The 24,553-nt window shown below is 36.9% G+C and carries 23 protein-coding genes and 1 pseudogene; 22 read left to right on the top strand and 2 right to left on the bottom strand.

Features of this window, described 5'->3' with window-relative positions; genetic code table 11:
- The 15 genes from L323_RS34250 (at position 1) to L323_RS34180 (ending at position 14,182) form a co-directional block, all read left to right on the top strand.
- A complete protein-coding gene (locus L323_RS34250; protein WP_020816184.1) occupies positions 1-828 on the top strand; it encodes an ABC transporter permease in 828 nt (275 codons plus the stop codon).
- The gene (locus L323_RS34245; protein WP_020816183.1) at positions 822-1,643 is read left to right on the top strand and encodes an ABC transporter permease; all 822 of its coding nucleotides are present in this window, start codon (positions 822-824) and stop codon (positions 1,641-1,643) included. Before L323_RS34250 ends, L323_RS34245 begins: the two co-directional genes overlap by 7 nt.
- A 1-nt stretch (position 1,644) precedes the next feature.
- Positions 1,645-2,694: an ABC transporter substrate-binding protein gene (locus tag L323_RS34240; protein WP_020816182.1), complete on the top strand. Its 1,050-nt coding sequence runs from the start codon at positions 1,645-1,647 to the stop codon at positions 2,692-2,694.
- Positions 2,695-2,886: 192 nt separating this feature from the next.
- A complete protein-coding gene (gene rbr / locus L323_RS34235) occupies positions 2,887-3,474 on the top strand; it encodes a rubrerythrin (protein WP_020816181.1) in 588 nt (195 codons plus the stop codon).
- A 184-nt stretch (positions 3,475-3,658) separates the two neighbouring features.
- Positions 3,659-4,858, top strand: a complete 1,200-nt coding sequence (locus L323_RS34230) for an iron-containing alcohol dehydrogenase (protein WP_020816180.1) — start codon at positions 3,659-3,661, stop codon at positions 4,856-4,858.
- 316 nt (positions 4,859-5,174) lie between these two features.
- Entirely contained in the window at positions 5,175-6,008 is an 834-nt protein-coding gene (locus L323_RS34225; RefSeq protein WP_020816179.1) for a methyl-accepting chemotaxis protein, read from the top strand.
- Between the two features lie 77 nt (positions 6,009-6,085).
- A complete protein-coding gene (locus L323_RS34220; protein WP_020816178.1) occupies positions 6,086-8,083 on the top strand; it encodes an FAD-dependent oxidoreductase in 1,998 nt (665 codons plus the stop codon).
- 31 nt (positions 8,084-8,114) lie between these two features.
- A complete protein-coding gene (locus L323_RS34215) occupies positions 8,115-9,020 on the top strand; it encodes an alpha/beta hydrolase (RefSeq protein ID WP_020816177.1) in 906 nt (301 codons plus the stop codon).
- A gap of 45 nt (positions 9,021-9,065) precedes the next feature.
- Positions 9,066-9,485: a DUF3237 family protein gene (locus tag L323_RS34210; protein ID WP_020816176.1), complete on the top strand. Its 420-nt coding sequence runs from the start codon at positions 9,066-9,068 to the stop codon at positions 9,483-9,485.
- 225 nt (positions 9,486-9,710) lie between these two features.
- The gene (locus L323_RS34205) at positions 9,711-10,271 is read left to right on the top strand and encodes a DUF1697 domain-containing protein (protein ID WP_031342203.1); all 561 of its coding nucleotides are present in this window, start codon (positions 9,711-9,713) and stop codon (positions 10,269-10,271) included.
- Positions 10,272-10,310: 39 nt separating this feature from the next.
- Positions 10,311-10,829: a dihydrofolate reductase family protein gene (locus L323_RS34200; RefSeq protein ID WP_020816174.1), complete on the top strand. Its 519-nt coding sequence runs from the start codon at positions 10,311-10,313 to the stop codon at positions 10,827-10,829.
- Positions 10,830-10,954: 125 nt separating this feature from the next.
- Positions 10,955-11,365 carry an iron chaperone gene (locus L323_RS34195; RefSeq protein WP_020816173.1) on the top strand — a complete coding sequence of 137 codons (411 nt, stop codon included), beginning with the start codon at positions 10,955-10,957 and terminating at the stop codon, positions 11,363-11,365.
- Between the two features lie 504 nt (positions 11,366-11,869).
- A complete protein-coding gene (locus L323_RS34190) occupies positions 11,870-12,235 on the top strand; it encodes a hypothetical protein (protein WP_020816171.1) in 366 nt (121 codons plus the stop codon).
- An 83-nt stretch (positions 12,236-12,318) separates the two neighbouring features.
- Entirely contained in the window at positions 12,319-13,329 is a 1,011-nt protein-coding gene (locus L323_RS34185) for a helveticin J family class III bacteriocin (RefSeq protein ID WP_020816170.1), read from the top strand.
- A 523-nt stretch (positions 13,330-13,852) separates the two neighbouring features.
- Complete coding sequence (locus L323_RS34180) at positions 13,853-14,182, top strand: SH3 domain-containing protein (protein WP_020816169.1); 330 nt, start codon at positions 13,853-13,855, stop codon at positions 14,180-14,182.
- Positions 14,183-14,308: 126 nt separating this feature from the next.
- Here the strand turns inward: L323_RS34180 and L323_RS41740 are convergent.
- Positions 14,309-14,622, bottom strand: a pseudogene (locus L323_RS41740) (IS481 family transposase); the annotation flags it as partial.
- 287 nt (positions 14,623-14,909) lie between these two features.
- Between L323_RS41740 and L323_RS34175 the strand changes: the two are divergent.
- From L323_RS34175 to L323_RS34155, 5 genes are all read left to right on the top strand, one after another.
- Complete coding sequence (locus L323_RS34175) at positions 14,910-16,730, top strand: AMP-dependent synthetase/ligase (RefSeq protein ID WP_020816168.1); 1,821 nt, start codon at positions 14,910-14,912, stop codon at positions 16,728-16,730.
- A gap of 140 nt (positions 16,731-16,870) precedes the next feature.
- Positions 16,871-18,232 carry an MATE family efflux transporter gene (locus tag L323_RS34170; RefSeq protein ID WP_020816167.1) on the top strand — a complete coding sequence of 454 codons (1,362 nt, stop codon included), beginning with the start codon at positions 16,871-16,873 and terminating at the stop codon, positions 18,230-18,232.
- A gap of 60 nt (positions 18,233-18,292) precedes the next feature.
- Positions 18,293-18,907 (top strand): ribosome biogenesis GTP-binding protein YihA/YsxC, encoded by a 615-nt coding sequence (gene yihA / locus L323_RS34165; RefSeq protein WP_020816166.1) that lies wholly within the window; start codon positions 18,293-18,295, stop codon positions 18,905-18,907.
- Between the two features lie 15 nt (positions 18,908-18,922).
- Positions 18,923-20,176 carry a DUF445 domain-containing protein gene (locus tag L323_RS34160; RefSeq protein WP_020816165.1) on the top strand — a complete coding sequence of 418 codons (1,254 nt, stop codon included), beginning with the start codon at positions 18,923-18,925 and terminating at the stop codon, positions 20,174-20,176.
- A 23-nt stretch (positions 20,177-20,199) separates the two neighbouring features.
- The gene (locus L323_RS34155; RefSeq protein ID WP_020816164.1) at positions 20,200-21,057 is read left to right on the top strand and encodes a cation diffusion facilitator family transporter; all 858 of its coding nucleotides are present in this window, start codon (positions 20,200-20,202) and stop codon (positions 21,055-21,057) included.
- A 59-nt stretch (positions 21,058-21,116) separates the two neighbouring features.
- Here L323_RS34155 and L323_RS34150 read toward each other — a convergent pair whose 3' ends face one another.
- Positions 21,117-22,118, bottom strand: a complete 1,002-nt coding sequence (locus tag L323_RS34150; RefSeq protein ID WP_020816163.1) for a copper amine oxidase N-terminal domain-containing protein — start codon at positions 22,116-22,118, stop codon at positions 21,117-21,119.
- Positions 22,119-22,300: 182 nt separating this feature from the next.
- Here L323_RS34150 and L323_RS34145 point away from each other — a divergent pair, with 182 nt between their 5' ends.
- Both L323_RS34145 and L323_RS34140 read left to right on the top strand, forming a co-directional pair.
- Complete coding sequence (locus L323_RS34145) at positions 22,301-22,846, top strand: NADH peroxidase (RefSeq protein ID WP_014314678.1); 546 nt, start codon at positions 22,301-22,303, stop codon at positions 22,844-22,846.
- 365 nt (positions 22,847-23,211) lie between these two features.
- Entirely contained in the window at positions 23,212-24,270 is a 1,059-nt protein-coding gene (locus L323_RS34140; protein ID WP_020816162.1) for a hypothetical protein, read from the top strand.
- Positions 24,271-24,553 lie beyond the last annotated feature (283 nt).

Genomic DNA, 24,553 nt, shown 5'->3' with positions numbered 1-24,553 from the left:
ATGAAAAAGAAGTGGTTGTCTTATCCATACCTTGTATGGATGGCTATTTTTATAATTATACCTTCATTGCTGATCCTTTTTTATGGATTTACAGTAAAGGATGAGCAGGGTTTCAGATTTTCACTGCAAAATTTTTACAGATTCTGTGATCCGATATTTTTCAGCGTTTTGTTTAAGTCGCTATGGCTGGCTCTTTTAAGTACCTTCGTGTGTTTAATTGTAGGTTATCCGGTTGCACTTATACTTGCCAGTAAGGAGTACAGTAAAAAGACTACCATGTCAATGCTTTTTATAATACCCATGTGGATGAACTTCCTGCTTCGTACATATGCATGGCTGACACTACTGGAAAAGCACGGGATAATAAACTCTATACTATCATTTTTTCATCTCCCGACGATTAATATACTGTACACAAATGGGGCTGTTGTTCTGGGAATGGTATATAACTTTCTTCCATTTATGATACTTCCCATATATTCAGTACTAATGAAAGTAGACAACAAGTTGGTAGAGGCTGCACAGGATTTGGGCGGAAACTGGGTTACGGTATTCAGGAAAGTAATTTTGCCTCTGAGCCTGCCTGGGGTTATGTCAGGGTTGACCATGGTATTTATGCCGGCAGTTACAACCTTTGTAATATCAAAGCTGCTGGGAGGTGCACAGTATACACTTATAGGAAATCTCATTGAGAGACAGTTCCTGACGGTGTACGATTGGAACTTTGGCGCTGCTATATCAATTATAATGATGATATTCATATTAATAAGCATAGCAATTATGTCCAGATTTGACGAGGACAAGGGAGGAGGGGCAGCGCTATGGTAAAAAAGGTTATAATGAAGTCATATCTTGGTCTGATACTGCTTTTTATGTATCTACCCATAGTAGTTCTGATTGCCTTCTCCTTTAACAAGTCCAAGTCCCGGGGTAACTGGACCGGCTTTACCTTCAAGTGGTATGAGGAGTTGTTCAGAAACTCCCAGATAAAAGATGCTCTTTACAATACTATTATCATAGCTCTGCTTTCATCTGTAATTGCTGTTGTAATAGGTACATTGGCGGCAATAGGAATACATAGTATGAAGAAGGTAAAAAAGACCGCCGTAATGAATCTGACTTATCTGCCGGTTCTGAATCCCGACATAGTTACAGGGGTTTCCCTTATGCTGATGTTTGTATTCATAGGTACATTTGTCAAAATGCAAATGGGTTTTTTAACAATGCTTCTTGCACATGTGACATTTAATATACCATATGTTATTTTATCTGTTTTGCCAAAGCTAAAGCAAATGAATACAAATTTGTATGAGGCAGCTTTGGATTTAGGTGCAAGCTCATCATACGCACTTAGAAAAGTAATAATACCGGAAATAATGCCGGGTATTGTATCGGGATTTCTTATGGCAATAACCCTTTCAATAGATGATTTTGTCATAAGCTACTTTACTACCGGTTCGGGAGTTTCAAACCTGTCCATCACCATATATTCAATGGCAAGGACAGGGGTAAAGCCAACAATTAACGCATTATCCACTCTTATGTTTGGAGGCGTACTGCTTCTTCTTTTTATAATAAATATACGCTCAGACAGAGAGGAAAAGAAAAGGAAGTCAATTAAAACTGGTGGCATGGAGGTTTAAAATGAGAAGAATATTATCAGGTATTTTAGCAGCAGCTGTGGTTACTGTAAGTGTAGCTTTAACAGGCTGCGGAGGAGCTTCAAACGATAAAACTACCCTAAAGGTATACAACTGGGGAGATTACATCGGGGAGGATGTAATTCAGAAATTTGAGGATAAATTCAACATAAACGTTGTGTATGATACATTCCCTACAAACGAAGAAATGTATGTAAAGCTTAAAGCAGGAGGAAGTGACTATGATGTTGCCATTCCATCAGACTATATGATAAAGAAAATGATAAATGAAGGTATGGTTAAGAAAATAAATTTGAATAATATACCAAACTACAAGTATATTGAAGAAAAGTTCAAGAATCTTTCCTTCGACCCCAATAATGAGTACTCTGTTCCTTATATGTGGGGTACGGTAGGTATTATTTACAATAAAACAATGGTTAAGGAACCTGTGGACAGCTGGAATATACTGTGGGACAAAAAGTATGACAAACAGATATTCATGTTGGATAGCCAAAGGGATTCTATAGCAGTTGCATTAAAAAAACTGGGTTATTCCCTTAATACTAAAAACAAGGATGAACTGGAAAAAGCCAAGAACGAATTAATAAAACAGAAGGATATTGTACAGGCCTATGTTGGAGACGAAGTCAAAGATAAGATGATTATGGGCGAGGGAGCCTTGGCAGTAGTCTGGTCAGGGGATGCAGTATACATGAAGAGTCAGAACAAGGACCTTGAATATGCAATACCAAAGGAAGGAAGCAATTTGTGGTTTGACTCTATGGTTATTCCAAGTACCGCAAAGCACCAGAAGGAAGCAGAGGAATTTATAAACTTTATGTGCGATACCGAGATTGCACTTGAAAATACCAACTATATTGGATACTCAACTCCACAGACGGAAGCAAAGAAAAAGCTTGACCCTGAATTATTAAAGGATATTGCAGCTTATCCAACCGATGAACAGATGAAAGACTGCGAAGTTTTTATTGATTTGGATGCTTCTATCAAGGATTATGACAAGATATGGACTGAGATTACTTCCAGATAAATTAACATTTAAAATTATGAAAACCCTATGGGACAGATAGTGAAAAAAGTCTCCCCATAGGGCTTTTTCGCTTCTTTGTAAATAATTACCTTATCTATAATATTCGGAATTAAAATACATTTCTGGATAATCTGCATAAATTGCTTTTCACAGGAAACAATATACATTAAATTCTATTATAGGAGGACATCTATGGGAAAGTTATCAGGTACAAGAACTTCTGAAAACCTAGCTAGAGGGTTTGCAGGAGAATCACAGGCTAAAAACAGGTATACATTTTATGCGAATTATGCCAGGAAAGAGGGACACGCTGTTATCGAACAGGAGTTTCGACAAATAATAAAAAACGAGGAAGCTCACGCAAAGGTGTTCTATGATTTACTTATTGACGGGATGGGTCCAGGTGAGAGTAACGTTAATGTAGACGGAGGTTATCCCTTTGAACTGGGAGATACACTTGCAAACCTAAAAGCTGCTGCTGAAGGTGAACATGAAGAAAATTCAAAAGTATACCCTGCTTTTGCTGATGTAGCCAAGGAAGAGGGATTTCCCCAAGTAGAAGCTGCTTTCAGAATGATAGCAAAAATCGAAGGGGGACATGAGAAAAAATTCAAACAGATGGCAACTGAACTTGAAAATCAGACATTATACAAAAAGAATGCACCTGTTAGGTGGGTCTGTACCAACTGTGGACATATACATGAGGGTACTGAGGCACCGGGAATCTGTCCTGTATGCAAACATCCTCAGGGTTGGTTTGAAGTATCAAAGCAGTCATAAAGGAAAACGGTTAAAAGATTAACAAAGTTATGTAATCCTCTATTTAATTAATATAATAAGAGCAGACAAGGTAAAATTGTGTTAAAATATAGTTAATGATTGTTGTTTTTTTAACAAAGTAGTTATAATATTAGCATATAATTAAAAGTTATCAAATAAATTACAATATATGGAGGGTAAAGATATGTGGGAAAACAAGATTGATATTAACCAGGTAGTGGAAATAAGAGCTAAGACAACTACGTTTTTTGGTGTAGGAGCTATCAACAAGATGGCGGATGTTGCAGCAAACTTGTCCGGAAGAGGTATAACAAAAGTTATAGTTATGACAGGAAAAAGTTCACATGTTAAGACAGGTGCATGGGACGTAACAAAGAAAGCTCTTGAAGACAATGGAATCAAGTACTTATTGTACAGTAAAGTTACTCCCAACCCTACAGTTGATCAGGTTGACGAAGCAACTAAAGAAGCAAAAGAATTTGGTGCTGAGGCTGTTATTGCAATAGGCGGAGGAAGTCCTATTGATGCAGCTAAGAGTGTTGCAATACTTCTGGCTTATCCTGAAAAGAATGCTACAGAGCTTTATGAACTCAGCTTTGCTCCTGAAAAGGCGGTCCCTGTCATCGCTATAAACCTTACCCACGGAACAGGTACTGAAGTTGACAGATTTGCAGTTGTAAGTATTCCGGCTAAAGAATACAAACCTGCAATAGCATATGATTGCATCTATCCTTTGTTTGCTATTGACGACCCTGCATTGATGACTAAATTACCGGCTGAACAGACAATATATGTATCAGTTGATGCTATAAATCATGTTGTTGAGGCTTCAACAACTGTAGTAACAAATCCTTTGGCTATTCTTCTGGCAAAGGAAACAATAAGGTTGGTTGCAAAATATTTACCGATTGCCATAAAGGAACCTGAAAATCTGACTGCAAGATACTATCTTTTATATGCTTCATTGATAGCAGGAACTTCCTTTGATAATGGTTTACTGCACTATACACATGCCCTTGAACATCCTTTAAGTGCTGTAAGGCCTGACCTTGCTCACGGACTTGGACTTGCAATGCTGCTTCCGGCGGTTGTAAAGGAAATTTATCCGGCTTCAGGAGAAGTTCTGGCAGAGATTTTTGAACCGATTCTTCCTGGCTTGAAGGGTTCAGCAGATGAAGCTGACAAGGCATTTTCAGGGCTTAGAAACTGGATTGAGAGCGTAGGCATTAAGTCACACTTGAGAGATGAAGGGTTTGACGACAGTGTTGTTGACAAACTTGTAAACCTTGCGTTTGAGACTCCAAGTCTTGACGGACTGCTGGGTATTGCACCAGTTAAGGCAACTAAGGAATCAGTGAAAAATATTTATGTTAACTCACTATAACAACCAAATATAATAACTCAATATTTATAAAAACAGCAGTTGTGATTCTACAGCTGCTGTTTTTTATGTGTGGACGTTTGTAATGGAGTGGGCAAACGGCTGAAAGTACTATGTCATGCTGAGGTTTGGTCAGTATATCACAGAAGGAGGTATTTGCTAAAAATGTTAACGAATCCGTCCAATAAGGTGTGTGTAATCGAAATAAAAACTTATTCCTTATTTAATCAGTAATTTTACTTTAAAATAGGAACTTTACTTTAGACACAAATCAAGTATACAATTGTTGTTATAAATCTATTGTAAAGGATATGATACTATGCCAACAACTGTCATCGATAATGAAATCTTGGCTGCATTCACTAAGGTTTTACCTTATATGGCCACATTTTTTGACAATGCAGCATCAATAGCAATAACGGATAGGGAAAGATACGTAATTAATCAAAGCTGTCCCAGTCTTAAGCTAAAGGCAGAACCCGGAGATCCTATACCGGAGGGAGGTGCTGCGTTTAAGGCAATTCAAACAGGCAAAATGACAATTAGTATTGTTCCTAAGGAAGTTTATGGTGTACCATTCAAGTCGTATGCACTACCAATAAAAGAAAATGATAATGTAGTCGGTTGCATTTTACTGGGAAAAAGCTTGCAAAAAAGCTCTGATTTAAATGAGGCCTATAAGCACCAATCTACAGCGTTACAGCAGATTTCCGGCGCAATTAGTGAGGTATCCGCAGGGTTACAGAACGTTGTGACAATGAGCAATGAGATTCAAAAAGAAGCTACTGAAGCAGATGAGAATACAGGGACAACTGATGAAATACTTAGTTTTATAAGGGGTATTGCATCACAAACAAATTTGTTGGGCTTAAATGCAGCCATTGAAGCAGCACGGGCCGGTGAACACGGAAAAGGCTTTAATATAGTTGCACAGGAAATTCGTAAGCTAGCCAATTCAACAAATGACTCTATCAAGCAAATTGACTCAGTACTAAAACAGATAAAAAATTCTATAAAGGAAATTAGTGAAAAGATAAACAATGCAAATGATATCTACCAATCCCAAGCAGCATCTTTTGAGGAGATAGCGGCTTCGGTAGAAGAATTGACTTTATCTGCAAAAGTATTGGAAGATATGTCTAAGGATATATAACTTTAAAGATATTTTACGTATAAGATAAAATTTACAAAATATAAATAATAACTAAGAAGTAAGGCTGGGGGAATTCTATGCTGAAAAAGTATGAGAAATTATTCGAAACCATTAAAATTGGTTCTGTAGAAATAAAAAACCGGTTTGCCATGGCGCCTATGGGGCCTTTAGGTCTGGCAGATGCAGAGGGAGGTTTCAATCAACGTGGAATCGACTATTATACTGCTCGTGCAAGAGGTGGAACCGGATTGATTATTACCGGAGTTACCTTTGTAGATAATGAGATTGAAGAACATGGAATGCCCAATGTCCCGTGTTCTACTCACAATCCGGTGCACTTTATCCGAACTGCCAGAGAGATGACAGAACGTATTCACGCTTATGATTCAAAGATATTTTTACAACTTAGCGGAGGCTTCGGCAGAGTAACCATACCAACAAATCTGGGGGAATATCCTCCTGTCGCACCCTCACCAATTAAACACAGGTGGTTGGACAAGACTTGCCGTGAATTGACTGTCGAGGAGATAAAATCAATAATTAAGAAATTCGGAGACGGGGCCTATAACGCAAAACGTGCAGGGTTTGACGGGGTACAGATTCATGCTGTACACGAAGGTTATCTCATTGATCAGTTTGCAATTTCTTTTTTCAATCACCGTACTGACGAATATGGAGGATGTCTTGAGAACAGGCTTAGGTTTGCCAGAGAAATTGTTGAAGAAATTAAAAGAAGATGCGGAAAGGACTTTCCTGTTACATTAAGATACAGTCCTAAGAGTTTTATTAAGGATTGGCGTGAAGGGGCTTTACCCGGGGAAGAGTTCGAAGAAAAGGGAAGAGATATACCTGAAGGTATTGAAGCAGCGAAATTACTGGTTTCCTATGGGTATGATGCTCTTGACGTAGATGTGGGTTCTTATGATTCCTGGTGGTGGAGTCATCCTCCAATGTATCAGGAAAAAGGGTTATATATACCTTATGCTAAAATTGTAAAAGAATCCGTAAATGTTCCTATCCTGTGTGCAGGGCGTATGGATAATCCTGATTTGGCGATAAAAGCTATAGATAATGGCGCTTGTGATATTATCAGTCTTGGACGCCCCTTGCTTGCTGACCCGGATTTAGTTAACAAGCTTAGAGCAGGTAAACTAAAATCCATAAGGCCTTGCTTATCCTGTCAGGAGGGTTGCATGGGACGTATTCAGGAGTATTCTGCTTTGAACTGTGCAGTAAATCCTGAGGCGTGCAGGGAGGCTATACATAGCTTGACTCCGGCTTTAAAAAGCAAAACAGTGCTTATTGCAGGCGGAGGAGTGGCAGGCTGCGAGGCAGCAAGAGTTCTGGCTCTCCGTGGGCACAAGCCGGTTGTGTACGAAAAACGCAGTCGTATTGGAGGTAATTTGTTACCCGGAGGAACACCGGACTTTAAGGAAGATGATCTTTTATTGGTGGCTTGGTATGAGGAAACTCTTAAAGAACTGGGAGTAAAGGTGAATTGCAATACAGAGTTAACTGCGGAGATGGTAAAAAACAGTGAAGCGGATACGGTTGTTATTGCAACGGGTTCAAAACCTAAGATATTCAATCTGGGTGAATATAATAATGTCTTCACTGCTGAAGATGTGCTGCTGGAAAAAGATGAACCGGGTAGGGCAGTAATTGTTGTAGGAGGCGGCTTGGTTGGCTGTGAGCTTGCACTTTGGCTTGCACAAAAAGGGAAAAAAGTCACCATAGTTGAAATACAAAACAAACTCCTTGCATTAAACGGCCCTTTGTGTCATGCGAATTCAGAAATGTTGGAAAGATTAATACCGTACAAAGGGATTGAGGTGCTTACTTCTTCCAAGATAATAAAAACAACCGAGAAAGGTGCTTTGGTTGACGTCGCCGGAGATATTAAGGAGATATGCGCCGATAGTATAGTTTTAGCCGTAGGCTACAATTCCGAAAGGAATATTTATGAGCAGATCAAATATGATATTGATGACATACATTTGATAGGAGATGCACGTAAGTTATCTAACATTATGTACGCTATTTGGGATGCTTATGAAGTTGCCAGAAACATATAGGATTAAAATTTAAAATGAAAGGGTGTTTAGAGTGGATAAGCAAGCAGCCTATTTTGCAGCAAATGAAATGCCGGAAGGGACTCAGATTTTATTCGGTGAGTTTTCTGAAGGTGGAAAGTACTATTCATGTACATATCTAAAGGATATTACCTATGCCGAGTATGGTGATCTGGAATTGAAACTGCAAGTAATAAAACCTTGTCAGGACGGTCAAAAATTTCCACTTGTAGTTTATGTACAAGGTTCTGCGTGGAGAAATCAGGATTTATATTGTGCTATACCAAATCTATCACATGTTGCTGCAAAGGGATATGTAATAGCAAGTGTTGAAATCAGAGATACCGATAAAGCTCAATTCCCGGCATCGTTGGAAGATGTAAAGTGTGCTATCAGGTTTATGCGTGAGAATCAAGACACCTATGGAGTTGACCCTGAGAGGGTTGCAGTATGGGGAGACTCATCAGGCGGACACCTTTCATTAATGACCGGACTTACGATTGGAGAGTACAATAACGGACTTTATGGCGAACAATCAGATGAAGTATGTGCTGTGGTGGATTATTATGGGGTTTCGGATTTACTTACATTAGGCAAATATAATGATATTCTTGACCATGATTCTGCAGATTCTCCTGAAGGTTTGCTTATGGGAGGAAGAGTAAAGGACAATATTGAACTGTCCAAGAAGGCAAGTCCTGTTTATCAGGATTTAACAAAAAAACTTCCTTCATTTCTTATTATACATGGAGATAGTGATAAAATAGTTCACATTAATCAGAGTATTGAAATGTATAAGGTACTAAAGGAACATGGCCAGAATGTTATTTTTTATAAGGTTGTAGGTGCAGACCACGGTACAGGCATATGGAATCCTCAGGTACTTAGCATAACAGAACAGTTTTTATCTGCAAATCTTAAACGGCATGACAAGCGATGATTGCATTTTTAATAATTTGATATTGATAAGTTGAGGAGAAGTCCTATGAATTTTGAAGAAGTATTAACAGTAAACGTCAAAATAGAAAGTGCAATCGATTTAAAAAATGATAATGGTGATTCAGTTGTAATGATTTCTTTTACAGGTGATGTTAAAAGCAAGTATTTTGAAGGACAAGTACTTCCGGGCGGAATTGATACTCAAATAATTGGAAAGTCCGGCGACAGACATACCTTGTCGGCAAGATATATGCTTGAGGGAAAGGATTACACAGGTGAAACCTGCAAGATGTTCATAGAGAATAATGGCCATATGAACAAAAATCTGCAAGGTGTCCTCTTTAGAACGTATCCAAAGATAATAACAGATAGTAAGGCTTTAGATTTTATGAACCATGATATTTTAATAGGGGAAGGATTCCCCGCAGAGGATGGGGTAAAAATAGTAATATATAGGGCTATATAAAGGTATAGTTTCCACATTATAAAAAGAACTATGCTATGGCATAGTTCTTTTATATATATGTTGTATTTAGTTTTACAGGGCATCCGTACAATGGTACATTCCAAGCATCACCTATTTTTATTATTGCACAAGGTTGATCATGTGCCTGAAAAAGAGGCAGAGCCTTTAGAAAGATGTATAGTGCATGATGAATGGGATAAGGATACAATATGGAGGGCTTACAATATGATTGTTTATATAGCATTTTTAAGAGGTATTAACGTAGGTGGAAAAAATATAATTAAGATGGCAGATTTAAAACAAGTATTTGAATCAATTGGGCTTTGTGAAGTTAAAACATATATTCAAAGTGGAAATGTTCTATTCAAATCAAATGAAGCAGAGGAATCTCTGTGTGATAAAATTGAACATAAGATTGGGGCTGTTTTTGGGATTCCTGTAAATGTTATTTTGAGGACGTCTACAGAGTTAGAGCATATTATTTTGAATTGCCCATTCTCGAAGGATGAAATAATAGAAGCAGAAACATTATCCAAAGTTGAGAGTCTATATGTTGCATTATTGACACATAATCCTTTAAAAGAAAAGATTGAGTATATAAATGTTTATAGAAGTGAAAGTGATAAATATCATATTGTAGGGAGAGATATATATCTGCTATTCCATCATAGTATTCGAAATTCAAAGCTTTCTAATAATCTTTATAAATTGAATGTATCAACAACTGTGCGTAATTGGAAAACACTAAGCAAACTTGCTGTATTAGCAAAAACAATGCAAATATGAAAAGATTACCATGTGTACGTACTGGAAAGGAGTTTAAGAATGAGTATGTTTTTTTATGGTTGTATAACTTTAGACGGCTATCTTGCTGATAAAAACCATAACTTGGACTGGCTTTATCAAACCGGTACAATAGAAGAAACTGATTACGAAAGTTTCTATAAAAATATGGATATTACTATCATGGGCAAAAGGACATTTAATGAAATTAAAAATATAGAGAATATAGATAGTTTTTATCCGACTACTAAAAACTATGTTTTAACGCATGATGAAAGCTTATCAGTTGAGGGATTTATTCCTATTAATTGTGACATTGTAGAATTTGTTAAAGAAATAGAAAAGGATAAAAACATTTGGATTGTCGGAGGGAACACAATATTAGCTCCTTTATTGGATAATGATATGATAGATAATATAATAATACAGATTGCTCCTGTGTTGTTAGGGAGCGGAATACCATTATTTTCACAGAAAGAAGCATTAAAGCGATTTTACTTGAAAGAAGTAAAAAAATACGGACAATTTGCAGAATTAATTTATGCACAATTGCAAAAGTAAGTTCTGAACTAAGTGACAATAATAGTGAGTCCGGTATTAAAGGTCTTTTACGGGTAAAAATATAGATGTCATGGGTTTTTTGAGCCCATGGGCGAATTTCTTAGAGAGAGGGAGGCGAATGCACTATGTGGCAATGTCCTAATTGTAGACGGGAGTTTAAGAACACAAATCAAGACCATTACTGCGGCGAGCCGCCGAAAACGATTGATGCCTATATTGCTGCACAACCTGAGGATGTTCAGCCGTTGTTAAATCAAGTGCGAGAAACGCTCCGTGCCACACTCCCAAATGCGGAAGAACGTATTTCGTGGAGTATGCCAACTTACTGGCTTAAACAAAACATAATCCACTTTGCGGCATTCAAAAAGCACATCGGCCTGTATCCCGGTGATAAGGCTGTTGCACATTTTAGCGAAAGGCTCACTGAATATAAAACGAGCAAAGGCGCCATACAGTTTCCGTACAACAAGCCATTACCACTCCAGCTTATCGCCGAAATAGCGAAATGGAGTTACGATAATGGAAAACATGACTAGAGTATTGTCTCATTTTTAAATAATAGATTTAACCGGATTGAAAGTTCTTTATAAAGATAGACGGATATAGCTGTTTACTAAAAATCAGCGGGGAGTAATTTAAAGCGGGAATACCCCCCGCTTTTTTATGCCCTTTTTTATGGATTTAAATAAATAATGTTATGAAAGAATGATTAAATCAGAATGCTCTGCCGTGAACTGGCTGATCTTAAAGACATGTCAAGAAGCGGCTATTATGATTAGAAAAGGAAACGCCTAAAATGAGCTTTGAACTTAGTCATACAGCAATCCAAAATGGAAATATGCCGGAATATTTGCTGACGATGGCAAAATTGGACTTGCTACTGATAAAATCAGCATGAATTTTAAGAAATATTAAGAAATAAATTTTAAATTACAATATTTAACATATTTTTCAAAATATGTATGATATCATTGGATTTATAAAAACTTAGGAGGTCTTGTTTATGAAGAACAGGTCAAAAAAAATACATAGGATTAGCTTTGGTAGTTTCAATTTGCACAGCATTAACAATTGGGACTAGTGCAGCAACAGTCAGTAACAACTCTACATCGAGCATTTCAGCAAGTAGTACGGTAACTGCAATTTCTTCCTCAAAAGCTGTAAGCATTATTAAGGGGTTAATTGCGAATGGAACAATTGTAGTGGATGCTCCAACTTATCAAGTCCAATACTGGGATACTGGTTCGTATAATAATAAATCGTATTACATAATAAGAATTGCTTATATAGACCCCAATTACCCAGAGATGACCGAAACATTAGGACGTTATTGGGTTTCAACAGATACAGGGAGTATTGTTTATGAAGAAAATATATACACATATGAGTTAACTCGAATTCTTTAATGATACTGTAAAAACATTGAGTATTAAGTTTATTTAGGTAAATTCGTAAATAGTAATCAAATAATTTTATTGGAGGTAATAAGATGTTTAATGAAAGTATGAGTGTGTATCAAACACAAGTAGCGTGTCACAAAAATAGACTAATAAAGAGATTAATTCCCGTTGTCCTCTCAGTTCTTGTTTTGGCAATGTCTGTTTTACCTATATTTGCAGCATCTCCGTCTAAAACTGTAAGCGCTTCTGCAACACTTGCATATAATATCAAAGGTCTTAAACACAACTTGGCAGTTCAAAAGTTCTATATTGCTTCAACGTATCTTTACGTAACTCAAAGATCTGGGGGAACAGTCTATCTATCAAGATGCCTTATGAATGGAAGTGATGCTACATATGTTGATGAAATGACACTCAACAATTGCGGTCATGGGCAAACCTTAGATATGTATACATACAATAATATAAATTATCTTTATGTCAGTTCAAAAGCTGACTCATCAACAACATATTACTGGTCGCTTCAGGTAGCAAGACTTCAATATGAGGCCGGTGCAACATATGATTATACGGATCTTCATCGGTTAACATACATGAATTACGCTAATAAGACTGGTTCGAGTTTAGGTACAACATACCGTGTTGATGGCGGTGGCAATAGTACCTACACTGTCTTCCGAGTACAAACTACAGCAGGAACAGTTACCTACTCAATTTATAACACGGTAGCATTGAACCAGCTACTTGACAGCAACGAACAGGTTCAAATGAATAGTGCAGCGGCGGTAAGTGCCTGCGTTACCAGCTTTACACAATCAGGCGACTCTATTGTCAGACCAAACTCATCCTTCCAAGGTATTGATATGATTGATAATACAAAAATATATGTAGTAGGAGGTGGGGAAGGTCAAACTCCACAAATTGCTTTGATGTCAAACACAGGAGCATATAACACCCTTGTAAAAATTACAAACGTAGGCACCCATGAAATAGAGGGTGTACAAACCAAAGACAGCAACGTTTATTTTAATATAGTTTCAGACCCAACTAATAAAACAGATACACAAAAAATTTATTATGTTTCTGATAGTATTTTTTAAATATTTTCTAAATATAACTTTAGAAACTGTAACGTAGAATATTTTAATTATTATACCAACTCTATAGCTTTGCAATTTCCCTTATTTCGGAAATGCAAGGCTTTTTATTTTGAATTTAAAAACGTAAACAGTAAAGCATCGTAGAGCCAGTTTCAAGGTTGGGGGGATAATCATTTTGAATTGTTGCTGACCATCCTAGGCTTGACCCCGCGATTAATAATCTATGATTCTGTTATATTTTTCAGGTATTTTGCAAAATGCTATATGATTTTATGAATAAAAGCTTTTCGAGAATCCAATTAACTATAAATTGACATATATACCATAATATGGTATTGTGATATAGTAAAGTCTTTACGCAACGATGGTATTTTATTTGTAGGACAATATCCCGAGAAGCCATTAATTTAGAGAAAGTATATAGTGGTTTTTTAGTATTTTAATAAAGCAAGCTCAGTTTTATGCTAAACAAGATACATATAGGTGCTGTATATCAATTATAAAACACTTGGAGGATAAAATTATGAAAAGATCAATTAATTTATTAATGGTTTTGGCAATAGTATTTTCAATTTTTACTATGCCTACATATGCGAAAGATATTAAAGCTGACGATGGTACTGTTACTGTTCAATGGATGGATCAGTTTGAAGTTACAGCATCGTCCCTAAATGTCAGAAGTGGACCAGGCACCAGTTATTCAAAGGTAGGCTCCTTGTTTAACGGAGATACTGGATACTTATATGACACAAGTGAAGTAAGTGCAAATGGGTATACATGGGTTCCTATATCAAAAAGTGACGGTTCTTTTTGGGGCTGGATTGCATTGGAGTACATACAAATAATAGGTTAACACCTACTCACAAAATGTATTAAATATACAGCGCTTATTTGTATATATTTAAATGTAGCACAGTCATTCAGAGAGGTCTGCTTCTTCGGTATAGAGTAACCTTTTTTTCGTCTTTTTTCAAGGATTCTTGAGTCTTATGTAAAAGGGTTCTATGTTGTATTTCTGTCGGATTGATCTTACCCCTCCAGCTGATACAAGAACTCCATTATGTTCTTAATTCATTATTTGCTCTGAATTGCCCATATTCAGGTTTTTCATATGCAATTTCAGAAGCAACTTGTTTTTTATACAAAATTTTATTTTTGTACTGTCTTTTAACCCTTCAAGACTATTTTACATGTTAGTTTTTTAACATCATAGAAATGCTGTCTACTTACTTAATGAAACTTACACGATTCACACACGTTCTGAGGATATTCAGCCAATTCAATCAGGCTCATCTCGTATTTAAATATACGGTCTTGTATTGTCTAAATCGAAATCTCCTTCTTACAACATAATTAAGTGCAATATTACATATCAATTTAACAAAATTCGTACAAAACAACGGAAGGACATAGATTTATTTTCTCCATTGGCGAGAGATACAGCGAAAATAAAGAGAATAATATATACACAAATTGGAAAGGTATAAGTAAATATATTTGTTGTAATATTGATTGAAAAGGAATACAATAATATAATTATAACCAGGTAATAATTATATTATCTTCTTTCAGGAGGGCATATGGCCAAAAAGGGAATCTCCATAACTAGCGAAAAGGACAAAAGAATTGTAAAGGGGCTTGGGTATTATGAAATCAGTCCCGTGGAAAACATTAAGGAACTACTTAAAACAAGTATAGATACATTTGGAGATAAAACTGCATTTATATATAAATCAGGGGCAGATACCATCACAAAATCATATAACAGCTTTGGTGAGGAAGTAGCGGCCGTAGGAACTGCACTGCACAAACTTGGCTTAAAGGACAAAAGGATAGCAGTGATTGGTGAAAACAGATATGAATGGGCAGTGAGCTTTTTTTCTATTGTATGCGGCACAGGAATAGCGGTTCCTCTTGATAAACACCTTCCTGAAGTTGAAATTGAAAAACTAATTATCAGAGGCGAAGTAGATGCAATATTCTACAGCAGCCACTTTGATACTCAGATGCGTAGTCTGGCAGAACGAATGAAAGGCATTAAATATTTTATATGTATGGATGAAATAGGTGAGGGTTACCCTTCTTCCTTTACTACTATAGACCGACTTGTTGCACAGGGTGAAAGCCATTTAAAAAATGGTGACAGAAGCTTTACAGATGCATCGGTAGATTCAGAAAAGCTGTCTGTTCTGCTTTTTACATCAGGTACAACCAGTATGTCAAAGGGGGTAATGCTTAACCATCGTAATATTTGTACAGACGTAAGTGCCATATCTTCCGCAATAAAAGTTTTGCCCAATGACGTGCATCTCTCAGTACTACCGTTGCATCATACTTTTGAATTATCAATAGGAATGCTTTTTATGATAAAAAATGGTATATGTATTGCATACAGTGAGGGCATAAAGCACATTGCCAAAAATTTAAAGGAATTTAATGTAACTATTCTTGTGGTAGTCCCTGCAATACTGGAAGCAATGTATAAAAAAATGACCGAGGGCATAAAAAAGTCGGGCAAGTCCAATCAGGTTGCAGTGCTCGCCAAGGTTTCAAAAGCACTTAACTGCGTTAATATAGATTTAAGGAGAAAGTTTTTCAAAAGAATTCTGGAACAATTAGGGCCTGGTCTGAGGCTGGCCGTGTCAGGTGCCGCACCAATAGGCAAGGAGATAATTGAAGGTTTTGATATGATTGGATTAAAGGTTATACAAGGCTATGGTTTGACTGAAACTTCGCCGGTTGTTGCAGCAAACAATGACTTTTATAATAAGGCGGGAACCGTAGGACAGCCATTGTATGGTATAGAGGCGGCAATATATAATCCTGATGAAAACGGCATGGGTGAAATTATCACAAGAGGCCGGAATGTAATGATGGGCTACTACGATGACGAAGCAGGAACGAAAGAAGCTATTGATGAAGAAGGCTGGTTTCATACAGGAGACTTGGGACATATTGATAATGAAGGGTTTATAACAATTACAGGTAGGGCCAAATCTATGATTGTCCTCACTAATGGTAAAAAAGCCTTTCCGGAAGAGTATGAAACACTTCTGAATAATATTGAAGGTATAAAAGAATCCTTTGTATGGGGTAATGAAGCCCCAGATGGAGATATACAGGTATGTGCAAAGCTGGTGCTTAATGAAGCTGTTTTAAAAGACAAATATGGAAGACTACCATCTGAAAGTGAATTAGCAGACATTATTCAGCAGGAGATAAAAAGGATAAACAAGGACATACCTCAGTATAAAATTATAAGATATTTTATTATGAGCTACGATGAATTAATTAAAACAACTACTCTTAAAATTAAAAGGCCCGTCGAGCACAAGAAAGTAATGGAGGTGCTTGATGAAGCAGGATTAAATATGAGGAAGGCGAATGGAAAGCTGTTTTAGAAATACAAGCCTATTAAAGAGCAAAAGCCGTAGCGTACAAGGTTTTTGCTTTTTTTTTGCGGGTGTAGTATAATCACGTGAGGATAATTATGGGTATTCAAACTAATTGTACTTTTCGTTAAAGCATATCAGGGGGATAAATGCAAAGGTTACTAGGTAAAAACAAGGAATTTTATTTGAAGCTTCTTACACTGGCACTACCAATAACTATTCAGAACTTAATTTCTTCATCTCTTGGCGTCGTTGATTCTGTAATGGTCGGTTCTTTGGGGAATCAGGCATTGGCAGCTGTTGGTGTTGCCAACCAGTATGGTTTGATAGTATTTTTACTTTATAATGCTATCCACAGCGGATGCAGTATTTATGTTGCACAGTTCTGGGGTAAAAAGGACCATGAAAATATAGGCAGAGTGGTAAATATGGATATTGCAATAGCTGCAGGTGTTACTCTTTTGTTGGCAGCCATAGGGCTATTGCTGCCCGAACAGATTATATCCATTTTCAATACAGACCCTGTGGTTATTAGTCAGGGTGCCGGTTTTTTAAGAATACTCAGTGTGAGTTTTGTATTTGCATCAATAAGTTTTGGATTCAGTGTGGCTCTCAGAAGTATTGGAAAATCGGCCATGCCCATGATAATAAGTGCGTCGGCGCTGGGGTTAAATACGCTTCTTAATTATGTACTGATATACGGAAGGTTTGGTATGCCGGCAATGGGCGTGAGAGGTGCCGCAACAGGTACATTAATAGCAAGAGTAGTTGAATTGATTATATTTTTAATTGTTGTGTCTAAATACTTTCCGCTCCTTAGATTTAGAATCAGTGAGCTTAGAAAGGTTACAAAAGATTTGCTTAGCAGAGTAACCAGGACTATGATACCTGTAATTCTTAATGAAATGTGCTGGGGTCTGGGTGTTGCGGTATATTCAATTGCGTATGGCAGAATAAGTACTGAGGCATTTGATGCAGTGCAGATTACAAACAACGTAGTAAACCTGTTTATGGTTGCTGCTTTTGGTATGGCCAGTGCTGCAGCGGTTATGACGGGACATGTTATAGGTGCAGGAGAGGAAAAGAAGGGCAGGCAATATGCCTGGAGCTTTGTCCGGCTTTGCATAATCGGCGGATTCATTCTGGGCGGACTTTTATATCTGTTCTCTCCGTTTATTGTAAGTTTGTTCAAGGTAAGCAGTGATGTTATTGAAACGTCTATAATTCTTATGGCAATGAACTCTATTATTTTGCCCATAAGATTTACAAATATAGTTGCCATTGTGGGAGTTTTACGTGGAGGGGGAGATGCAGGATTTGCTTTTGTTGCAGAAGGCTTAACTATGTGGCTTATTGGTGTTCCCCTTTCTTTTATCGGGGCTTTGGTTTTGAGACTCGATGTGCAGTGGGTTGTCCTCATGGTAATGGCTGAAGAAATTGTTAAAATGATTTGCGGTGTTGCCAGATTAAGGTCCAATAAGTGGATAAAAAATGTTGTCAGAGAAATTTAATTTTGTTCAGATGAATTATTGGGCATTATAATAATAAAATTGTGAAATATCGGAGGTTTTATGAATATTAAGAATGCTTCACACGAAATTACGGCTGTAAAGCCTAATCAATACCCTGTTACGGGCTTTCCGGAGATTGCTTTTGCAGGAAGGTCAAATGTAGGCAAGTCTTCAATAATTAACACTTTGGTTAACAGAAAAAGTCTTGCAAGAGTGGGTTCAACTCCGGGTAAGACCAGACAGATAAATTTCTTTAGTGTCAATGAGAATTTTTATCTTGTGGACTTGCCTGGTTACGGCTTTGCTAGTGTATCAAAAGAGATGAAGGCATCCTGGTCGAATATTATCGAAACATATCTGTATTCAAGGAAGGAAAATTTCCTAAAAATGGTTGTATTACTTGTAGATATCAGACATTCTCCAAGTAAGGACGATATTGTGATGTATCAATGGCTTAAAGGTTTTGGACTCAATACACTTATAATTGCCAACAAAGCTGATAAAATATCCAGAGGACAGATAAATCCTCGCATAAATGATATACGCAAGGTGTTGCAGCTGGATGGAGCCGAAAAGGTTATACCATTTTCAACGTCAAACCGTTTAGGTCTTGAAAAGGTCTGGGCGGAGTTTGACAATGTATTGAATGTAACGGGTGAAGAACAGAAGGTTTAAGGTAGGGATTTTGATATGGAAAAGTATACTTATACAGATGAAAATGAAAAGCTTAGAAAAAAATTAAGATTGATGAAAATTATTGCAACGTCTCTATTAGTGTTTATGACCATTGTGTTTATTATTTTCAGAAGATTAGAGGGACGAGGACTTCTGTATTCGTCTATAGCGGCCTTTGCAGAAGCCTCAATGGTAGGTGCCCTTGCGGACTGGTTTGCCGTAGTGGCACTTTTCAAGCACCCCTTAGGACTTAGGATTATTCCTCATACAGCTATTATTGCAAACAACAAATCCAGAATAGCAAAGGCCTTGTCAAACTTCGTTGTCTCCAATTTTTTTACACCTGAGATTATTAAGGCAAAGCTGGACAAGGTAAGTATTTCAAAAACTGTTTCAGGCTATGTTGAAAAAAACAGAGACATGATTGTAAAAGCAATAGTTGTGAGACTTCCTTCTTTGGCTGATTCCTTTATAAATGATGAAAAAGTGAGTAATTTTTTAAAAGCACAGCTCCATACCAAAGTTGAGGATATAAGTCTTTATCCTCTGCTTGGAAAAAGCTTAACCCCGCTTGTTGAGTCGGGATACCATAAGCCACTTGTAAAGGGGCTTCTTAACGCTACATATAAATTTATCAGTGAGAACAAGGACAAGACAATCCTTGTTCTTGGGGGAATAAATAAAACTCTTGCGCTGCCTTTTATTGGGGATTTGGTTTACCGAAAGATACTTGAATTCTTAATCAGGCAGACTGAAGAGATAGATACAAATGACGAGGCTGAAATAAACAAACTTTTGATGTCTGTTATTCCTAAGCTTATTGATGATATGAAAAATTCTCAGGAGCTTATTGAAAAAGGGGAGACACTCAAGGGTCAGATATTGAATTCTGATGTTTATAATAAAGCTGTAAATATGCTGACAGAAGTAATAGTTGATTACAAAAATTCATATTTTGAAAATGAAGCTAAACTCACGGAAAAAGTCAGCTTGATGATTGATATGGTTATCAATGGAATAAATAAGAATGATACACTGCGTGAAACAATTGATAATTCCGTAATCGGCGGTATTGAAAGTATAGTTTCCCAATACGGTGATAGAGTGGGTTCTCTTATATACGATACTATGGAAGGCTGGGAGACAAAAGACATGGTGGATAAGCTGGAGGTTCAGGTTGGAGCCGACCTGCAGTATATAAGGATTAACGGAACTGTTATAGGTGGCTTGGCAGGTCTTGTTATACATCTTCTATCCCAGCTGTTTTAATATTTTTTAAAAGAGGTTATTTTATGGATAGGTTTAAAATTACCCGGCTTGTTGCGATACTTGGTATTGCAGCAAATATTTTTCTTCTTTGCATAAAGCTTGCAGCTGGCTTCCTAAGCCGGAGCCAGGCTATGATTGCTGACGGCTTTAACAGTGCCGGGGACGTTTTTGCCTCGGTTATGACACTTGTGGGAAACAGTATTGCCAGCAAGCCTGAAGATAGTGACCATCCCTATGGACATGGCAAGGCAGAATACATTTTTTCCATGATTATAAGCATTTCACTTATGTTTGTTTCCTTTACGATCTTTAAAAGTTCTCTGTCCTCAATAATAGACAGGTCTTCGTTTACTGTATCCTGGTTTCTGATAGCAGCTGCAATAATTACTATAGCAGTTAAGCTTGTATTATTTATTTATACCAGACGAGTAGGAAAGTTAATGGATAATCTTCTTGTTATTGCAAATTCGGAAGATCACAGAAACGATGTTTTTGTTACCTCCGGAACTATCTTCGGTATTATTATGGGATACGTGGGCTTTGGATGGGTAGACGGTGCTGTGGGTATACTTATTTCTTTGTGGATTTTCTATACCGGAATTAAAATTTTTATCTCGGCATTTAAGGTTCTCATGGATACCAACATGGACCCTACCTTCAAGGAAAACACACTTAATATGATTCAAAGCATCAGTGGAGTTGACCACATCGATTCTATCAATGCAAAACCAGTCGGAGAGGGCTTTATATTAATTATAAAAGTGTCTGTAGACGGAGAAATGTCTGTAAACGAGAGCCACAAAATTGCCGGTACAATTAAAGCAAAAGTGAAGGATATAAAAGGAATAAAGGATGCGGTGGTTCATATTAATCCATGTTGAAAACAGCCAAGGGAGTTTACAACTTTAACCTTGGCTGTTTTGTAAATACCCTGTCATTCTTAATCACTTATTACAATGTCGGAGCCAGAAACATTAACAGTTTTCATGCCAAGAACATCTTTGAAAAAACTTAGCGGAACAAAAGTCTTTCCATCTACAATTTCAGGGGCTGTTCCCAATTGTAGCGGGGTAGTTTTCATAAAAATGTAGATATCTTTGCCTATTGTCAAAGAAATATCTTTACCTAGCATTACAGTTTTCGTCTTGCCTTCCCAGTTTACATTAAATCCTAAATTTTCAGCAATTGCACGTAGAGGAACCATAAAAGTACCCTTCTTATTAGTATATGCTGAAGGGGCTTCAATTGCCTTGCTGTTAACAACTATGTCCATAGAAGTAACATTACCGCTTAGTATAGCTTTTTCCTCATCTGTAGGTTCAACTGCTTTCTCAAACAATACAACTATTTTATCCGGATTTGTCTGGGCAGGAATGCTTCTGGTTGATATGCCGTAAAGCACTACAAGATTTCTGTTTGCAAGTTCACCTTCAAAAGCTTTTCCATCCTGTGATATTATTTCTGTTTCCTTAGAAATATTCAATTTTAACATATTATCAGAACTGATTAAATCTTTACCGAACCTGTCAATTTTTATGCACTGAACTTTACTACTGGCAACATTAACAACTTCTATGTTATATTGCGGAGGGTAAATCATCAACATTGGTGCATTCGCATCATAAAATCCGGTTATAACAGACCCTGTATCGATTTTTTCATTATTAACAACGTATGTACTATTTGATATTATCAGGTTTGCTTGCTGTCCGTCCTGATTTTCTACCAGAACAAACTTTGAGCCTTCAACACCTTTAAAATCAGTTATTTCCTTAACTTTACCCGTGAAAGAGCTAAAGGAAGATTGGTTCTCTGTAGAGTCAATTTGCTCAGAAATATTGACTGCCTTGAGATTTTCTGTGTAGTTTGCTAAAGATGGAACAGATGAGAGTGATAAAATGGTGACTGCTAATAATCCTGCTACTATTCTTTTGTTTTTCATAGTACTAAGCTCCCTTCAATGTGTATTACATATTTAGACGTTAAAATATCATAAATGTTCCCATAAAAAGATTGAAAAGATTTTTGTTTTAAGTTATCCTCACTGGGTACATATATAATTGTCGTTAAGATTTCAAATAAAATAAAAAATAATATAAAAGTATATTGGGAGGATTTTTGAGTATGAAGAAATTTGTTTGTTCAGTTTGCGGATATGTACATGTTGGTAATGAGGCGCCGGACGCTTGTCCTCAGTGTAAAGCACCAAAGGCAAAATTTATTGAGCAGTCAGAAACATCAGAACAGTGGGCTGATGAACATAGAATTGGTGTGGCACAGGGTGTTGATGCCGAGATACTTGAAGGCCTGAGAGCAAACTTCATGGGAGAATGTACAGAGGTTGGCATGTACCTTGCTATGGCAAGACAGGCTGAGCGTGAAGGTTATCCCGAAATCGGTGCTTTTTACAAGCTTGCTGCATGGGAAGAAGCTGAACACGCTGCAAAGTTTGCAGAATTGCTTGGTGAAGTAGTTCATGCTGATACTAAGAAAAACCTTGAGTTGAGAGCAGAAGCCGAAGCAGGAGCATGCAAGGGCAAGAAGGATCTTGCAACACGTGCAAAACAGCTTAACCTTGACGCAATTCATGATACAGTTCATGAAATGTGTAAGGACGAAGCAAGACACGGAGCAGGGTTTAAGGGCTTGCTGAACAGATATTTTAAATAAAAATTAATACAATATGATATAAAAAAATACAATTCTCAGTCATGGGGGTTGTATTTTTTTTGTGGGAATACCGTCGTATTTTCCAACAAATAGGTTTAAGAGCAGAAAGGAGTGCGGGTGCAAGAGTTGTAGTAGCCTAAGTAAAAATAAAAACTTTGATATTAATATAATTGTAAATAATCATAGAGCAAGGCAGAGGGAATATTAATCCCGGCTGATGAGGATATGGTATTTGAGGCATTTAGATATGTATAGTATATGTCTTATGGATATCTGCCCAAAAATTGGTTGACTTAAAAGAGAGAATGATATATATTACTGTTAATGTAAATAATTTACAAATAAATTAAAATATGGAGGAAAACATGACAAAGAAAAAGCTTTTATGTGTAGTAATGTCATTTGTAACAATTTTAGGTTTTTGCTTAACGGCATATGCTGCAACAAGTACCGGTTTTGCGGTTTTTTCAAGTAATACGGCATTTGTACAAAGTTCAACTTATACAAATTATTCTACAAGTTCAACCGATGCATTATATGGCCGTTATAACTCTACTAGAACTTATGCAATACCTGGATTATTGTCTACAGATTATATTAATAGTAGTAATACCACAAAACAGCATATAAAGTATGTACCACAGGGCTTATGTATTTATGATTCAGATTACATGCTGGTTACGGGCTACGATTTCACAAACACTACAGATGATACCAGTGACAATGGCACTGACACTGAAACCGGTAACTCTGTTATTTATGTAATGAAAGACAACGGAACCACATGGGTATATCAGAAGACATTGGTCATAAGCGGCTCAAAGGCTCATGTAGGTGGGATTGCATATGATAGTGCACATGGTTACATATATGTAAGTAAAGGAAGTGCCGTTGGCATTATCAAAAAAGCGGATATAGATAAGGCAATCAGTAGTACCGGCAACCCTGTCACTATCGCATACAGTTCTACATCTACAGTTAATAATGATGCATCTTATATGGCTTATAATAGCGGTGATGGGAAATTATATGTAGGAAACTTTGATAATGGAATTATGTATAGTTATACAATTAACAGTACTACCGGAGCATTAACAGTAAGCAAAAGCTATACATTCCCGACAGGCGTTTCCCAAGTTCAAGGTATAGGAATCAGGAATAACAAAATATACATCAGCTGTTCGTATGGTAGAAATAATGCTGCTAAACTGTACATTTATAATTTCGCATCTGGTTCGTTCGGATCACAAGTCAGTGATTTAAGATTGCCGCCAATGTCGGAAGGGATTGCGATAGGAAGCACATATTCGTATGTATTGTTTGAGTCAGCTGCTTGGCCTTATTATGGCGGAGCAACACAATTGGGTGGAACTAAGTGCCCTTATCCTTGTGATCGAGTAATAGCGTTAAATGGTCTAGTGTAGAATAATGTAAACGCTTAATTGCGAAATGAATTTAAAAGACAGATAAGGCCTACTTAACGGTAGGCTTTTTCCTTTACTAAAACATAGGCCAACTTTTTTTTCTTATTTACTATAGAATAAATTACAGTTACTAAGTTGTGCTAAAATATGAACAAAGTAAAATTAACGATACTATGGGGAATAATAACAAGTACACTCTTTGTAAACTAACTATGTAGCCGGGGATGGTTATGATAATACTAATTCATCGTTCATTATCTGCATCCACATGGTGCGCATTGGA

The organism is Ruminiclostridium papyrosolvens C7 (assembly GCF_000421965.1).
In the GTDB taxonomy this organism is placed as follows: Bacteria; Bacillota; Clostridia; order Acetivibrionales; family DSM-1351; genus Ruminiclostridium; species Ruminiclostridium papyrosolvens_A.
The sequence above is the reverse complement of the archived record's forward strand: the minus strand, read 5'-3'. Positions and strand labels throughout refer to the sequence as shown.

Excerpts from the sequence above, each read along its gene's own strand:
- L323_RS34205 (WP_031342203.1), top strand. The coding sequence starts at position 9,711 with ATGATTGTTTATATAGCATTTTTAAGAGGTATTAACGTAGGTGGAAAA.
- L323_RS34240 (WP_020816182.1), top strand. The coding sequence starts at position 1,645 with ATGAGAAGAATATTATCAGGTATTTTAGCAGCAGCTGTGGTTACTGTA.
- L323_RS34180 (WP_020816169.1), top strand. The coding sequence starts at position 13,853 with ATGAAAAGATCAATTAATTTATTAATGGTTTTGGCAATAGTATTTTCA.
- L323_RS34145 (WP_014314678.1), top strand. The coding sequence starts at position 22,301 with ATGAAGAAATTTGTTTGTTCAGTTTGCGGATATGTACATGTTGGTAAT.
- L323_RS34170 (WP_020816167.1), top strand. The coding sequence starts at position 16,871 with ATGCAAAGGTTACTAGGTAAAAACAAGGAATTTTATTTGAAGCTTCTT.
- L323_RS34220 (WP_020816178.1), top strand. The coding sequence starts at position 6,086 with ATGCTGAAAAAGTATGAGAAATTATTCGAAACCATTAAAATTGGTTCT.
- L323_RS34155 (WP_020816164.1), top strand. The coding sequence starts at position 20,200 with ATGGATAGGTTTAAAATTACCCGGCTTGTTGCGATACTTGGTATTGCA.
- L323_RS34150 (WP_020816163.1), bottom strand. The coding sequence starts at position 22,118 with ATGAAAAACAAAAGAATAGTAGCAGGATTATTAGCAGTCACCATTTTA.
- L323_RS34140 (WP_020816162.1), top strand. The coding sequence starts at position 23,212 with ATGACAAAGAAAAAGCTTTTATGTGTAGTAATGTCATTTGTAACAATT.
- L323_RS34195 (WP_020816173.1), top strand. The coding sequence starts at position 10,955 with ATGTGGCAATGTCCTAATTGTAGACGGGAGTTTAAGAACACAAATCAA.
- L323_RS34175 (WP_020816168.1), top strand. The coding sequence starts at position 14,910 with ATGGCCAAAAAGGGAATCTCCATAACTAGCGAAAAGGACAAAAGAATT.
- L323_RS34200 (WP_020816174.1), top strand. The coding sequence starts at position 10,311 with ATGAGTATGTTTTTTTATGGTTGTATAACTTTAGACGGCTATCTTGCT.
- L323_RS34245 (WP_020816183.1), top strand. The coding sequence starts at position 822 with ATGGTAAAAAAGGTTATAATGAAGTCATATCTTGGTCTGATACTGCTT.
- L323_RS34225 (WP_020816179.1), top strand. The coding sequence starts at position 5,175 with ATGCCAACAACTGTCATCGATAATGAAATCTTGGCTGCATTCACTAAG.
- rbr (WP_020816181.1), top strand. The coding sequence starts at position 2,887 with ATGGGAAAGTTATCAGGTACAAGAACTTCTGAAAACCTAGCTAGAGGG.
- L323_RS34210 (WP_020816176.1), top strand. The coding sequence starts at position 9,066 with ATGAATTTTGAAGAAGTATTAACAGTAAACGTCAAAATAGAAAGTGCA.
- yihA (WP_020816166.1), top strand. The coding sequence starts at position 18,293 with ATGAATATTAAGAATGCTTCACACGAAATTACGGCTGTAAAGCCTAAT.
- L323_RS34230 (WP_020816180.1), top strand. The coding sequence starts at position 3,659 with ATGTGGGAAAACAAGATTGATATTAACCAGGTAGTGGAAATAAGAGCT.
- L323_RS34185 (WP_020816170.1), top strand. The coding sequence starts at position 12,319 with ATGTTTAATGAAAGTATGAGTGTGTATCAAACACAAGTAGCGTGTCAC.
- L323_RS34250 (WP_020816184.1), top strand. The coding sequence starts at position 1 with ATGAAAAAGAAGTGGTTGTCTTATCCATACCTTGTATGGATGGCTATT.
- L323_RS34160 (WP_020816165.1), top strand. The coding sequence starts at position 18,923 with ATGGAAAAGTATACTTATACAGATGAAAATGAAAAGCTTAGAAAAAAA.